The following is a 13,514-nucleotide window of genomic DNA, read 5'->3' on the forward strand; positions in this document are numbered from 1 at the left end:
CGGTCCACGAGATTCCGGTGCAAGGGCGCTGGAACATCCTTCGTACGGGACGCATCGACGGGGACGGTCTCGGAATCCCTTCGATGCCACTCGCCGCTGTAACGCAGTCAGGCTCAGTCCGACTGGCCGTCGGCGCTGGCGGAGAGGCGCGATTGCTGGTGCCTCTTGCGGCAGGCGAGAAGGTTGGTGTCTTGGAGATAGGCGGATCCCTGCAGATCGGCGTTACAACCCTCATGCATCAACAGCGCGCAATTCGTTTTCTCGATGTCGTCTGCAAGTCGCCGGATCTCGAGTCCGTGTTCGGTGAGGTTGTGGATGATATTGTCCGCCGACTCGCGGATCGCAAGGACGGAGTCGAGGCAGTCGCGGGCGCAATCGGCGACTTCCGTGCCCTGTTGGTGCCATCAGCGGAGAAGGACGTGGACAGGTCGCGCGTTGTCGGCCTAGTTGCAGAGCTGGTGGTGTTGAACCGGCTCCTAGAAATATCGCCATCGGCGTGGCGCAGCTGGCGGGGTCCGGCAGGTGACCGTCACGACTTCCGAACTCGGGACATCTCGCTTGAGGTCAAGGCATCACTTGGCGTAGGTGCTCGTCAGGTCACCATCAACGGCATCGATCAGCTTGAGCCGCCCACTGGAGGGAGGCTGTACCTCGCACATCTGATCCTGGAGGCGGTCGGGGGCGGTCTTCTCACCGTGGCGGCTCTCGGAGATAGGGCGTTGCAGCGGGCTGATGACCCGGCGGGTCTGCGGGCGCTTCTGGTCGCCGTCGGCTGCACCGATGTGCGGGACGCCGCATGGAACCGCTTTGCATTCAGGGCCGAGGCCGAACGTCTCTACTGCGTTGGCCCCAATTTTCCACGGATTGCACCATCGAGCTTTGCCGGCGGTCTTGTCCCTGCGGGCGTCGTCGATGCGACTTACAGCATTGACCTCAGCCTAGCCTCGGGGTCTGAGTGCCAGTCGGCAGAATTCGTTTCCCTTCTTCAAGAATTGTGCCGATGACTCTGAACCCGCTTTCGCTTCATTCCGAACCCTACGGCTCGACCGGAAACATAGGCGATAACTTCCGCCGTTTGCTCGGTGCGCCGACGCTCGATCCGCTGCAGACGGTCATCAGGGAAGCGGTGCAGAATATCGCGGACGCTTCGTGCTCTGGTGTGGGGCCTGAAATTCTGATCAGGCTGCGGACTCTCTCGGATGCGCAGCGGGACATCCTTCGTCGCTTCATACTCGCGGAGATCCCAGAAGAACCGGAGTCTTCCGACAGGATAACGGCTTTCTTGGACGCCGACGTTCCGGTCGTTCTTGAGATTTGCGACTTCGGCACCGTGGGGCTCGGCGGGCCGACGCGGTCGGATCGGATACCGGTCGGAGTCGACCAGACCAACTTCATCGACTTCCTTCGCAACATTGGCACTGCTCGGGACACGGAACAGGGCGGCGGCACATATGGCTTCGGAAAGGTTGCGCTGTATCGCGCAAGTTCCTGCAGCACGATCATCGTGGATACGCTGCCCCATGGAGCTGGGCCAGACGGACGGCGGCTCATAGCATGCCATGTCGGTCGATCCTTCGAGAAGCCGGAAAATGGGATGCGGCGTCGTTTCACTGGCCGCCACTGGTGGGGAGCACGCGATCCGGCGGACGGCATCGCTGATCCGCTGATGGGGTCTGCCGCCTCGATCCTTGCAGACAGACTCGGCCTGCCTGAAAGAGGCTCGGACGGGTCCGGGACATCCATCATGATCCTCGGCTTCCTGCCGGGAGAAGACACTCTGACTGCAACGGGAAACCGGATCATCGAAACCCTGCTGTGGAACTTCTGGCCGCGAATGATGAACGACGCTCCCGCTAAGCACCGGTTCCATTGCAGGATGATGGTCGAGGATCGTGAACTGCCCATCCCCGCGCCCGAGGAACTCGCCCCGTTTGATCTGCTGTGCAACGCCATGAGTGCGGCGAGGGCCCGCAAGGGACATGACGTGCGTCCGATCGAATCCCTGAAGCCCCAGAAGTTCCTCGGCACTCTTGCAATCGAGAAGGGCCTACGGTCGCCGCGGCGTCATCTGACGGAGGACGAGGACTTCCGGCTGGTCCCTGAGCAGCTGCACCACATCGCCCTGATGCGGCCTGTCGAGCTTGTGGTTAAGTATCTCAAGGGCAATCCTTATCCTGACGCACGGCTGGAATGGGCAGGTGTATTCCTTGCAAGCGACGAGCGGGAGGTGGAACAGGCCTTCGCGGATTCAGAGCCTCCCGCACATGACGACTGGATCCCCGACAACCTGCCCACAAGGAATGAGAAGCTATATGTGAATGTTGCTCTCAAGCGATTGCGCGAGATTTCAGCCGAGATGGGCATGGAGCCGATTGCAAGGAGGCCTGAGGACGGTTCCGGCCCTCCGCTGGCACGGCTCGCCGGGCGTCTCGGGGCGGTGCTCGAGAACGTCAGCGGTGACGGCGCCGGGCAGCGGCGCGCTTCAAGTGGTTCCGGAGGTGGGCGTCCTGCACGGGCGCGGGCGAGCCGTCCCGTGTTCCAACGACTTGAGGCAGGCGAAACTGGGCGGGTCGCGGTCTTCGTGACGGAGGTGTCGCAGGACGTGCGGCAAAGTGGAGAGAAGCTGGTTGCCTCGGCGTCGGTCGCCATCGAGGGCTCGGCTCTCGGAGCAGTTGACGACACCATCGGCACGCCGGACGTCTTGTCCATAAGATGGCTCGACGGGGACGCGGGCACGGACGGCAGCGAACTTGCTCTGGGAGGGCGCGAAGGCAGATTCGAGATATTCGTCCGCGTTCCGGATGATTGTGCGGTGACCGCCGATGCGGATGTCATCACGGAGGCTGCGACATGAACAGCCGGGTTGCGTTCCCATTCCTCACACTTTCTGACTTTGCCATGGAAGTGTCGGCCTGGGAAGTTTCACTCGATGGGGTCGAGTGGACCGAAGCTGGTGAGTTCCTTCCAAACTGGGACAGCGCCAGCGACATCAGCCTGCGCCGGAAACTGCGCTTTCACCCCGAACTTTCGGCATCAGAAATTGGTATCCCGATAGATCATCTCGCCGTCGCGGCCTCGGTGCGGATTGGCACCGGACAGGGGCGATTGCCACGCCTTATCCTCTCCCGGCTGCGTCAAGAACTGGGTGCGGACAAGCCATCGTGGGATTTCGAGCATACCATCGAGGGCCACCGCCTTTCGATGCTTCTCGACCTGAAGACCGAGATTCTGCTGGCGAGGTCGCCGGAAGCTTCCTCGCCACTCTCGCCCGTCCATCCCGCCGACCGGTTATGGTCCGACGACATTCGTATTAGGCTCGAAGGCGAAGAGCCGCGTTTCCCCATCGAGACGGTGGACCTCGCACAGATGCTCGGCGGGGGCATCCTAGGCGCCGCTCCGTGGTACCTGCACTGGTCTCCAAGGGATTGGGGGCGCGACTTCCATGGGGCCGTCCGCCTTTATCTGAACGAGAAGTCCCGCGACATCCTTGAGCGGATCGAGAGCGAGGATCCCGCGACGATTCAGTTCCTTCTCGGCGACGTCATGAGCCAGATCTGCGAACGTTTCCTCGGAGATCCTGAGGCCAGTACGCTGATGGAAGAGGCAGAGCCCGGTTCGCTCGGTGCTCAGGCAGCGTCGTGGCTTCGAAAGGCTTGGCCCGGCAAGGACGCGTCGTTTATCCGGTCCGTCCTCAAGGGCCGTCCGGGCGTATTTCGTTCCACTATTCTGGCGCTGGCCGAACAGGGAGATGCCGCATGACCGCGCTGCTTCCCAGGCTTCCCGGACCAGCCTGCGACGACATTGTACGCAGCTTCCTAACGGCTGGTCCCTCACGCTGGACCGGGTTTCGTCCAGACAGCCTTCCCGACCAGGTGCGCTTCGCGGCGACCGGCGGAACGCCCATCAACGCAGTGTCCCTAGCACGACTTAGGCAGGATCTGATCGCCATGGCTGAGCGTCACGGCTTCGGCCGGGAAGGTGTCCGGCCGTCACAGGCCGACTTCGATGCCGAGACCGCTGCTTGGCTTGCGCAATCAGACCTTTTCGCGACCGGTGAGGCACTCAGGGATGATGTCTGGGCATTCGTCGCGGCAGTCGTGGCACCCGACATCGTATACTGGCGATTCGGCAGTTCGGCAGAGCGCTATGCCGGAGGCGTTCGCAATACCTTCCAGAGGCTCTGGATGCGTGGGCGCGGGCTTGACCGTGGGGCGGGCCACCCACAGCGATGGCGATTGCTAGACGAGCTGACCGAGGATGCCCTAGTGCAGATCACCGAGCGGCCGAGCATCGGAGGCGACACTGTGCTCGCCCTTGCGGTTGCCGAGGCCTGGCTTCGGGCTGCCCGACACCATGGCAAGTCGGCCATGGAAGACATCATGCGCCGCGCAATACTCCGCATCCGTGTCCGCAACGAGATCAGATCGCTGGCAAACCTGCCTGCGACCGACCTTGCCAGTTTCCTCGACGGGGTGTTCGGTGTGCCTGATCAAACCGCGCCCGCAAATGGCCGACAGTCAGAAGCTCAGCACACTCTTGACGCCGCAGGGAGCACGCAATCAGCAGATGACGAACAGGTGGCGGCACTCGAGGCAGAGCTGCCGAGACCTGGAACGTCCCTTGCGAATGCGGCCCAGAATGTGAAGCAAGTGGCCGGAAGACGCGGCTGGCTTTCCCCTAAGTCGCAAACCGCATTGGAAACTCTTTCTTCGGGCAGAGCTTCACTCGACCGGGGCGAACGAAACGCACTTGACTATCTGCTCAGCAGGCTCTCGGACGCGGGCATGCTGAAGGAGGACATCTTTCAGTTGCGGTCCGCACTGTCGGTGGACCCCGTCCCAACCGGTTCGCCGGACACCGGCCCCGAGAGACCGCGCAGGAGAAGCTGGGCAATCTGGCGGGCGAGATAAGGCGGGACGGCATTTCCAACCTGCACGTACTGCTCCGTCCGATTGCCGAGGAAAAAGTAGTCGTCTGGGAAGGTCTGAAGGCGCGCCGCCTCGCGCACTGTCAGGCTCCGGCACTGAAACGGATCGGGGTGTATGAAGTAGTGACCGTCCTTCGAGATGTGACTCGTGACCGTCGTGGATGGTTCCAGTGCTAATTGCACCCGAAAGCGGTCGTTGAAGACGCCACTGTGCCAGTTTCGGTGGTCCGGGGTTAGCGACAGGGGAAAATCGGAAGCCTTAGGGCTGTAACCGCGCACCGAGCCGAAGACAGCAGCGAACAGATAGCGCCCGAGGTCCGACGGCATGTGCCCGCGTGTCTCGTGCTGGGCGATGCCACGCAGTGCAGGGCGCTCCAGCCAGGTAAGAAACTCATCGTTCGAAGCACCATAGCCCTCTGGGCGCCGTGCCGAAAGACGCGGTGCCAAATGTCCATTCTTCAGGACCTTGGCAACCTCGGAGAAGGTGTCGCGCAGCGGCCGGTCCTCCTTTCCGCGGTGGATGCCTGCCAGCATCCTGGCGGCCTCGACGACCTCGCGCCGCCAGCACGCCGGGTCATCCTGACCGCGGCTCAGGCCGCTGCGAAGTTCCGGCATCATGCCGATCGCGTCTTCGACGGTCCGTGTAACCCCGGAGATCGGTATGCTCGCACCGGTGGCCCTATCCGCCAGATCTGATCGGATACCCAAAATGATCACGCGATGACGCCGCTGCGGAACTCCAAACTCCTCGGCGCGGACGATGAAATCGGAGGGCTTTGTGGCCTCCTCGAGGCTGGCCGTTCCGCCCGCCACCCGGACCGCCCGCATTTCGTAGTGATGACCCTGACCAGTGCCGAGTGAGGCTAGGTCCTCCATAAGCATCTCGAAGACCAGACGGCTCTCGACGGTCGAGGACAGCATGCCCTTGACGTTTTCCATGACGAAGGCCGCGGGGCGCAGGCGGTCGAGAACCCGGATGTATTCGCGGAATAGATAATGCCGCGCATCCTCCTCGGGAACATAGCCGACCTTGCCTTTCGCCCGTGCGCGCCCGACCAGTGAGTAGGCCTGGCAGGGCGGGCCTCCGATCAAGATGGTGTCGTCGAAATCCCGACGAAGCGCACCGATGGCGCGATCGATGGCGGCGATAGCCGGCTCCGTTCCGAGTTCAAGACATTGTGCCTCCGCTCTTGCGTGCTGCCATGCCGTATGGTCCACCTCGCCCCAGTCCGGCTCCGGCGTCAGCCCCGCATGTAAGTCAATAAAGGGCTGCGGCAGCGTCCGATGCCGCTCCTGATGCGCCCGCAGGAACGCGCGCAAGGTCAGCGTGCGGTGCGCCGAGGCCTCCTTCTCGACCGAGATGCCGATCTTGAACGGCGCATGCCCGCCGATGTCGAGGGAAGCAAAGCCCTCGCCCAGCCCGCCAGGGCCGGCAAACAAGTCGACGATGCCGAAAGTGGCTGGCAAATCAGGGACCTCTCGAATTCGTGTTACAGGCTGTATACCAAGTCCGGAAGGAGAGGCCAGGAGGCAAATGGCGGACATCGTCGATAAGCAGACCCGCTCCCGGATGATGTCCGCGATCCGGGGCAAGGACACTAAGCCCGAGCTGGCTCTCAGGAGGGCATTGCACTCGCGCGGTTTCCGCTTTCGGCTTCATTCCGGCAAGGTTCACGGTCGGCCGGATCTCGTACTTCCGAAGCACCGCGCCGTGATCTTCGTACACGGCTGCTTCTGGCATCGCCACGTGGGCTGTCGATACACCACCACCCCATCGACCCGGCCAGATTTCTGGCAGGCGAAGTTCGACGCGAACGTCGCTCGGGACAGCGCCGTTCGTACAAAACTCATCGAAGACGGATGGCGCGTGGCGACGGTGTGGGAGTGCGCCCTGCGGAAGCCGGATCAGGTTAGCGACACGACTAATCGTCTCGCGGCCTGGCTGCTCGTGGGGACGGTAAGCATTGAGATCGGTGAAAGCGATATACTGCAAAGCCGGCTCGTCGCCACGGATTAGGGATGCGGCAGCTGACCCGTCACCCCACCGCTTTACCGACATGGACAGTGTTCGATTTCGGTTCCATCTCGACGCGCGACCCTGAAATCGAGGTGTTCAGCAAGTAAGGGATTAACTGAAGCTATCTCAATGACTTGTGGAAAATTCACCGAATCCGCGCAGTCATCAGGTCCAGAGAAAGTCGACCCTGAGAGACGGCATCCGGCCATCCTAGAGGCCGGACCAGTGCTAAGCCCTTCCCGCATAACCCCCGAAAACAACGGAAAAATCTGACCGCATTCAGATCGGGAGAACGCTTTCGCTGAGGCAAGTGGCGGTGCTGTCAGACGAATGCGAACTGGTCTCCGTTTCCCCTACCCCACCCGTGGCTCACGCAGCGAGGAGGCCGTGCCACTCGGTGAGATCAGCGGCACGGGTCATCTTGTAGGCGTTACGGTTTTGGAGGTGGCGCTCCGACGGAAAGTGGTTGTGGACCGAGGCATGAACTGAAGCGAACTTCTGTAACGTGTGCATGCGCCGGAACCGCAACATCGCTCTCTCTCGTCGTCGGAACGGTAGGTGCGAGTTCTCGGCCCTGTTGTTGAGCCAGCGTCCCATTTCGCGGTCATCCCCGCGGCCGAGGTTCTTGAGCGCTGCACCGTAGGATCGAAGCTTGTCGGTCACGATCGTCTCGGGTCGACCGTGGCGCTTCATGGTTTTCTTCAAGAATTTAAGGGCGGCCTTGCGATCGCGCCTCTTGGTGACGATGCTTTCCAGCACCTCGCCCTCATGATCCACGGCCCGCCAGAGGTAGTGCGTCACACCGTTGATCTTCACATAGACCTCGTCCAGGTGCCACTGCCAGTGGCGATGGGCGCGCATGGCCTCCACCCGTCTGCCCCTGATCTCGGCTGCGAACATCGGGCCGAACCTGTTCCACCAATACCGGACCGTTTCGTGGCTGATCTCGATACCACGTTCGTGCAGCAGATCCTCGACGTTCCTGAGCGACAGCGGAAAACGGACGTAGAGCATTACCGCCAAGCGGATGATCTCGGGGCTCGTCTTAAAGTACCGGAAAGGGGAGCGTTTGGTCATCGCGCAAGGCTAGCTGGGTGCCTCGCTAGTCTCAACCGAAGTTCTTCTGACAACACCCCGCGAGTCATTTCGAAGCACCATAGGTCGTGCCCGCGTGGACCTGTGACAGCCACTCCGCTGCTGCGCCGGCATCCGCTCCGGTTAGGGCGTGTCCGGCGGGCATAGTTCGGACCTCTACCGTCGCCCTCCTTTCCCTGAGCCCGTTCACAAGCGAGATGCCACGTCGGACCACTGGATCGTCACGTCCGTCGAGCATAAGGATGTTAGTCCCCGAAAGGTCTGCCGCGCTGTCGCCCTCCAAAGTCTGGAAACCGCGCAGCAGGATCGCACGGCGCAGTACGCCGGGATAGAGCTGCAGAACTGCGGCCAGAAGGCCGGCTCCGTTGGAATAGCCAAGGCAGACCAGCCGGTCCGCGTCCAGTCCATAGTCGGCAACGACCCGTTCCAAAAAGGCCATGAAGGCCGAAGCCTCGGCCTGCAGGTCTGCCATATCGATGTCAAAGGCTCCGATCCGGCGGAACCAGCGATTGCTTCCATCCTCGGTTGCCCGACCACGCACCCCGATCAGGGTCGCATGCGGGGCGACACGGCGGGCGAAGGGCATCAGAGAAGCCTCGTTGCCGCCGGAGCCGTGGAGAAGAATGATTGTGGTGCCGTCCGGCTCTTGCGGACGGTTGAAGCGGTGAATGAACGGAAGGTCGCGATGAGGAAACCGGTCTTCCCCGGGCATGACGAATTGCGGTAGCATGGCCTTCAGATCCTCGTCGCGGTTAGGATCACCCGGCGGCAAGAAGAGAGTTTCGCCAAGACTGTCCGGTGCCTCATCCACCGTCATCCCCGGTCTGTCGGTGGCGTATTCTATTAAGATGCCGGCCGGGTCGCGGACGTAGAGCGACAGGAAGTATTTCCGGTCGTGTACCTCAGTCGGCCCGTGCTCCGCGAGGGAATGCTGCATCACATGGACCACATCGGCAGCCGCCGCGCGAAAGGCCACGTGATCGGGTACGCCGGCCCCAGGCACCGATGGCACGTAGCCCGACACTTCCCTGACATCGACGACATCCGTGTCAGATACCATGCGCTGGGTCAGCCCCCGGCGCGGCCCGTACCGGTAGCCGAAACGTGTCAGGAACTCGGCGGTGCCCGGCTTGTCCGTCAGGACTGTGACGCCCCTGAGCCGCGTGGGCGCGTCCAGCAGCGGTGCAGGGGTGGCCATTGCGACACCAACCAGTTTGACGATCAGCCCGTCGGGGTCTTTCAGGCGCAGCACCGGCTCTTCGAATTCACGCGTCGGTCCGTCGAACGGGACGTTGGCGGCAAGGGCCTTGGTGAGCCAATCGCCAAGGGTCGCGGGCGGCACGGCCAAAGCAACCTCCGACACCTGCCCGATGCCAGTGCGGCCGCTGCCCGTGGCTTCCCACACAAGGAAGGTCAGAAGCGACCCAGGGCTGCCGAGGCCATCGCCATAGATCAGGTGCAATTGCTCGGCATCGGCGAAGCCGGCGGTCCGTTTCACCAACCGAAGGCCGAGAAAACCCATATAGAAGTCGACATTGGCCTGCACACTGGCAGTGATCCCGGTGACGTGATGAAGGCCGCTCTGCGTCACTTGCCTGACTCGCGCAGCAGTACCCGTTGCACCGCCACATCGGCGGCAACCCGGTCATGCAGCACCTGGACGTTGGGATACTCCGCCAAACCGCCCGGCAACAGCTTCATGGCCCAGCGGATCATCGGGAAGGAATAGGCGTCGATTACCGAACGACCCGCGTCAAGGATGTAATCCCGACCGTTCAGGTGCCGCTCCAGAACGGCGAATTGCTTTGCTACCAGCTTCTGGCCCGCTTCCACAACCGCCTGTCGGGCCGCAGCGCTGTCATCGGCCGTATAGCGGTTGGGCATGAAGATCGGCCAGAAGGCCGCGTGAACGTCAGAAGTGAAGAAGGCCGACCAGCGGTGCGCCTCGGCCCAGGCGCGCAGGCTGCCACCGCCTGAGAGCCGCGACTCCGGGTGCTTGGCGGCAAGATAGTCCAGGATCGCGCCGCATTGCGTCAGGGTCCACCCGTCGTCTTCCCGAAAAGTTGGCACGGCCCCGGCGGGGTTGACCGACAGAAGATCGTCGGAGCCGTACTGCACCTTGACGGCCTGATAGGGCGCGCCGATCCATTCGAGCACGATGTGGGGGGCCAGTGAGCAAGCCCCGACGGCAAAATACAATGTAGGCATGGGTCAGTTTCCTTCTGTGCAGCTGGGCCTTTGCCGAACCGCGTCACACGCAGGCCCGCGTTGTCTTGCCCCGTGGGCCTGCCTGAATGGGCAGGCCCACGAGTGTTTGGGCGTCACTCCGATGCAGCGGCCGCGGACGCGGCGAGCGCGCCCATCGCTGCGGCCTCGATCACGTCGGCGACAGCCTGCGGCTGGGTCAGGAACACGACATGACTGCCTTGCACCTCGGTCGTCGCGGCCCCAATCCGGCGCGCGGTGGAGCGCAGAAGAGCCGGATCGATTGCGCCGTCTTCGGTCGCGACTACATACCACGAGGGCTTTTCCTTCCAGGCGGCTACCGTGACCGGTGCGGCCAGAGCAGCCACTGCGATTGGCACTTGCGCATCGCGCAAGAAGGCCGCGTCAGCTTCGCCAGTGTCGCCGGCAAAGCCCGCGCGGAATTTCTCGGCGTTCAGATACGCAAACCCGTCCGGCTGCTCTTCGGGCACGAAGTTCGGCGGTGGCGGGATCTCGGCATACTGGTCTAGCGTCGACTGCCCGACCTCGGGAGCGAAGGCCGCGACATATACAAGGCCCGCGACGTTGGGATCGATACCCGCCTCGGTGATTACGCTGCCACCATAGGAATGGCCGACAAGGATCACCGGGCCGTCCTGCCGGTTCAGCACCCGGCGCGTGGCTGCGACATCGTCGGCAAAAGAGGTGAGCGGGTTCTGCACGATGCTGACCCGGTAGCCGCGCCCGGTCAGTTCGTCATAGACACCGCGCCAGCCCGATCCGTCGGCAAAGGCGCCGTGGACAAGGACGATGTTCTTCACTGGCTCGGCCTGTGCGCCGAAGGCAAGGCTGCCCGCGAGGGCGGCGACGGCAATTGTTTTCAAGGCATTGGACATAGTGGCTTCTCCTGAAGGGTATGGTCGAGGGGTCAGGCCGACCGAACAAAGGCCAGAAGGTCGGCGTTGATGATGTCGGGATGTGTGGCGAACATGCCGTGCGACAGGCCGGGGTAGGTGATCAGCGTGCCGTCGCGCAGCAGCTTGATTGCCTTGTGCGCCGAGTTTGCAATCGGCACGACCTGATCATCCTCGCCGTGCAAGATCAGGACCGGGACGGTGATTGACTTCAGGTCGTCGGTGAAGTCGGTTTCGGAAAAAATCGCGATGCAGTCATAGTGCGCCTTGGCACCACCCATCATGCCTTGCCGCCACCAGTTGTCGATCAGGCCTTGGCTGACCTTTGCACCGGGGCGGTTGAAGCCATAGAACGGCCCGCCTGGCACATCACGGTAGAACTGAGCCCGGTTCGACATCAGGGCTGCGCGGAACCCTTCGAAAACCTCGGGCGGTACGCCGTCGGGGTTCACCTCTGACCGCACCATCACGGGCGGGATCGCGCCGATCAGGACGGCCTTGGCCACGCGACCACGCTCGGCGCGAGCAACGTAGCGCGTCACCTCGCCGCCACCGGTCGAATGGCCGATGTGGATCGCGTCGCGCAGATTCAGGAATTCGGCAAGCGCGGCGACGTCCGCCGCATAGGTGTCCATGTCGTTGCCGGTGTCGGTCTGGTCTGACCGCCCGTGCCCGCGCCGGTCATGCGCGATCACGCGAAAACCCTGCGCCAGAAAGAATAGCATCTGGTTGTCCCAGTCGTCGGCGCTAAGGGGCCAGCCGTGATGGAACACCATTGGCTGGGCGTCCTTCGGCCCCCAATCCTTGTAAAAAAGCGTGGTGCCGTCGGATGTGGTAAGGGTCGCCATGGTGAAATCCTTTTTTGGTTGGGGTTGAGCAAGACCGGGAAGCGGCAGGGCGATCGCTGCGGCAAATGCCCCAGCAGAGGACAGAATCGCGCGGCGGGTCGCCGATCGCCGTGTCAGATCAAAGCAAGCGCGCATGGTTGATCCCTCGAAAGACAGTGGCTCGGCGATGCCGGGGCTCCTCTTCCTAACCTACGAAGGATCGTCATCCGTCGCGGCGCAGAACTTGCCTTCAAGGTGCCGGTCTTGCGGTCTTTGGCATCTCTGGTGCCAAACCGGTCCCTCCATCGGAATGGGCCCGTCCAATTCGAAGCTGTGCGGCGCGGCCCGAAACACACTGCCAGAACAACCCTTAGAATTGACCGCAAGATTGGCACACTCGCGGCAGGTTCTGCGCCGCGCCGTTTTGGCGGGTGGCTTAGGTTCGACCATGAGAACCCTGCTTACCAACAGCTGCAAAGGAACATCCCATGACTAACCGCACCGGCCTTTCGTCGCTTCTTCGGCCCGAAGACTCGGTCCTCGTGCTGATCGACCACCAGCCCTACCAACTGGCGAACCTGAACAGCCATGAGCCGCAGATGGTGATCAACAATACCGCGGGTCTGGCGAAGGCCGCCAAGGCCTTTGGCGTCCCGACGATCCTGACGACAGTGGTTGCGGAACGTGGCGGCTATCTCTTTCCCCAGATTACCGATGTGTTCCCCGGTCAGGCCGTAATCGATCGGACCTTCATCAACACCTGGCAGGACCCCAAAGTGGTGGACGTCGTCAAAGCGACGGGCCGCAAGCAGTTGATCATCGCCGGCCTGTGGACCGAAGTCTGCGTGGCGATGCCAGCAATCCAGGCCGTGGGCGAGGGCTGGGACGTGACGGTGATCACCGATGCGTCGGGCGGCACGTCGATCGAAGCGCACCAGGTTGCCATCCAGCGCATGGTCGCGTCCGGCGTGAACGTGATGACGTGGATGGCGCTGGCCGCCGAATGGCAGCGCGACTGGGCCCGGATGGAAACGGCCGTCAAGCTGACTGAGGTGCTGGCCCAGAACGGCGGCGGCAGTGGCATCGCCTACCTGTGGGAGCAGCAACTCCTCAGCGCACAGGTGCGCACCGCCGCCGAGTGAGCCTTCCAACGGGATGGCAAGGTGCGCAACGGATGCATTGCTAAAGCGGTCTGTCCTTCGGTCCTTGTCATCCACGTTCCCCTTTTGAAACTCGTCGCGAGGCGCCCGTGGACTACGAAAAGATCATGCAATCCAACCTCGACCGAGTCTTCGGGGAGAGGGACGCAGCACGACGCATCGCGGCGGTCCGCGAGCTTTACACCGAGGATGCCGTGCTGCATGAACCGCACCGGTCGGCACACGGCCATGAAGCGATCCTACAGGCCGTGACTGAACTCCTCGCGCAGCTTCCGCCGAAGTTCACCTTCACTGCGATACGACCGGCACTGGGCTGACCTGCCACTGGTCTTTCATCCAGCTGCGACCGGAGCCGGTAGCTGATTTACG

Annotated in this window: 13 protein-coding genes; 7 read left to right on the top strand and 6 right to left on the bottom strand. The window is 62.6% G+C overall.

Annotation, left to right across the window (positions count from 1 at the left end; all coding sequences use genetic code 11):
* Positions 1-17: 17 nt before the first annotated feature.
* The 4 genes from ACE3Q6_RS13870 to ACE3Q6_RS13885 are packed head-to-tail and all read left to right on the top strand — an operon-like array spanning position 18 to position 4,910.
* A complete protein-coding gene (locus ACE3Q6_RS13870; RefSeq protein ID WP_374433396.1) occupies positions 18-1,004 on the top strand; it encodes a PD-(D/E)XK motif protein in 987 nt (328 codons plus the stop codon).
* Positions 1,001-2,854, top strand: a complete 1,854-nt coding sequence (locus ACE3Q6_RS13875) for a hypothetical protein (RefSeq protein WP_374433357.1) — start codon at positions 1,001-1,003, stop codon at positions 2,852-2,854. Before ACE3Q6_RS13870 ends, ACE3Q6_RS13875 begins: the two co-directional genes overlap by 4 nt.
* Positions 2,851-3,759: a hypothetical protein gene (locus ACE3Q6_RS13880; protein ID WP_374433359.1), complete on the top strand. Its 909-nt coding sequence runs from the start codon at positions 2,851-2,853 to the stop codon at positions 3,757-3,759. Before ACE3Q6_RS13875 ends, ACE3Q6_RS13880 begins: the two co-directional genes overlap by 4 nt.
* Positions 3,756-4,910 carry a hypothetical protein gene (locus ACE3Q6_RS13885; RefSeq protein ID WP_374433365.1) on the top strand — a complete coding sequence of 385 codons (1,155 nt, stop codon included), beginning with the start codon at positions 3,756-3,758 and terminating at the stop codon, positions 4,908-4,910. The genes ACE3Q6_RS13880 and ACE3Q6_RS13885 overlap by 4 nt, the downstream gene beginning before the upstream one ends.
* Here ACE3Q6_RS13885 and ACE3Q6_RS13890 read toward each other — a convergent pair.
* Positions 4,805-6,394, bottom strand: a complete 1,590-nt coding sequence (locus ACE3Q6_RS13890) for a DNA cytosine methyltransferase (RefSeq protein WP_374433367.1) — start codon at positions 6,392-6,394, stop codon at positions 4,805-4,807. The two genes, ACE3Q6_RS13885 and ACE3Q6_RS13890, sit on opposite strands and share 106 nt — an antisense overlap.
* Positions 6,395-6,461: 67 nt before the next feature.
* Here ACE3Q6_RS13890 and ACE3Q6_RS13895 point away from each other — a divergent pair, with 67 nt between their 5' ends.
* Positions 6,462-6,944, top strand: coding sequence for a very short patch repair endonuclease (locus tag ACE3Q6_RS13895; RefSeq protein ID WP_374433370.1), 483 nt, complete (start codon positions 6,462-6,464; stop codon positions 6,942-6,944).
* A 369-nt stretch (positions 6,945-7,313) separates the two neighbouring features.
* On the opposite strand, the gene ACE3Q6_RS13900 is transcribed toward ACE3Q6_RS13895, so the two are convergent.
* The 5 genes from ACE3Q6_RS13900 to ACE3Q6_RS13920 form a co-directional block, all read right to left on the bottom strand.
* Entirely contained in the window at positions 7,314-8,021 is a 708-nt protein-coding gene (locus tag ACE3Q6_RS13900) for an IS6 family transposase (RefSeq protein WP_374433372.1), read from the bottom strand.
* 64 nt (positions 8,022-8,085) lie between these two features.
* Positions 8,086-9,630 carry a VOC family protein gene (locus tag ACE3Q6_RS13905; protein ID WP_374433374.1) on the bottom strand — a complete coding sequence of 515 codons (1,545 nt, stop codon included), beginning with the start codon at positions 9,628-9,630 and terminating at the stop codon, positions 8,086-8,088.
* Entirely contained in the window at positions 9,627-10,247 is a 621-nt protein-coding gene (locus ACE3Q6_RS13910) for a glutathione S-transferase family protein (protein WP_374433377.1), read from the bottom strand. The genes ACE3Q6_RS13905 and ACE3Q6_RS13910 overlap by 4 nt, the downstream gene beginning before the upstream one ends.
* A 113-nt stretch (positions 10,248-10,360) precedes the next feature.
* Positions 10,361-11,140, bottom strand: coding sequence for an alpha/beta fold hydrolase (locus ACE3Q6_RS13915; protein WP_374433381.1), 780 nt, complete (start codon positions 11,138-11,140; stop codon positions 10,361-10,363).
* Between the two features lie 32 nt (positions 11,141-11,172).
* Entirely contained in the window at positions 11,173-12,006 is an 834-nt protein-coding gene (locus ACE3Q6_RS13920) for an alpha/beta fold hydrolase (RefSeq protein ID WP_374433384.1), read from the bottom strand.
* Between the two features lie 467 nt (positions 12,007-12,473).
* On the opposite strand from ACE3Q6_RS13920, the gene ACE3Q6_RS13925 reads away from it, so the two are divergent.
* Both ACE3Q6_RS13925 and ACE3Q6_RS13930 read left to right on the top strand, forming a co-directional pair.
* Positions 12,474-13,127 (top strand): hydrolase, encoded by a 654-nt coding sequence (locus ACE3Q6_RS13925; protein ID WP_374433388.1) that lies wholly within the window; start codon positions 12,474-12,476, stop codon positions 13,125-13,127.
* A gap of 107 nt (positions 13,128-13,234) precedes the next feature.
* A complete protein-coding gene (locus ACE3Q6_RS13930; protein ID WP_374433390.1) occupies positions 13,235-13,462 on the top strand; it encodes a nuclear transport factor 2 family protein in 228 nt (75 codons plus the stop codon).
* Positions 13,463-13,514 lie beyond the last annotated feature (52 nt).

It is taken from the genome of Tabrizicola sp. (assembly GCF_041913445.1).
Classification (GTDB): Bacteria; Pseudomonadota; Alphaproteobacteria; order Rhodobacterales; family Rhodobacteraceae; genus Tabrizicola.

What these genes read in the sequence shown, in the direction of transcription:
- ACE3Q6_RS13875 (WP_374433357.1), top strand. Translation starts at nt 1,001, where the DNA reads ATGACTCTGAACCCGCTTTCGCTTCATTCCGAACCCTACGGCTCGACC.
- ACE3Q6_RS13880 (WP_374433359.1), top strand. Translation starts at nt 2,851, where the DNA reads ATGAACAGCCGGGTTGCGTTCCCATTCCTCACACTTTCTGACTTTGCC.
- ACE3Q6_RS13885 (WP_374433365.1), top strand. Translation starts at nt 3,756, where the DNA reads ATGACCGCGCTGCTTCCCAGGCTTCCCGGACCAGCCTGCGACGACATT.
- ACE3Q6_RS13895 (WP_374433370.1), top strand. Translation starts at nt 6,462, where the DNA reads ATGGCGGACATCGTCGATAAGCAGACCCGCTCCCGGATGATGTCCGCG.
- ACE3Q6_RS13900 (WP_374433372.1), bottom strand. Translation starts at nt 8,021, where the DNA reads ATGACCAAACGCTCCCCTTTCCGGTACTTTAAGACGAGCCCCGAGATC.
- ACE3Q6_RS13910 (WP_374433377.1), bottom strand. Translation starts at nt 10,247, where the DNA reads ATGCCTACATTGTATTTTGCCGTCGGGGCTTGCTCACTGGCCCCCCAC.
- ACE3Q6_RS13915 (WP_374433381.1), bottom strand. Translation starts at nt 11,140, where the DNA reads ATGTCCAATGCCTTGAAAACAATTGCCGTCGCCGCCCTCGCGGGCAGC.
- ACE3Q6_RS13920 (WP_374433384.1), bottom strand. Translation starts at nt 12,006, where the DNA reads ATGGCGACCCTTACCACATCCGACGGCACCACGCTTTTTTACAAGGAT.
- ACE3Q6_RS13925 (WP_374433388.1), top strand. Translation starts at nt 12,474, where the DNA reads ATGACTAACCGCACCGGCCTTTCGTCGCTTCTTCGGCCCGAAGACTCG.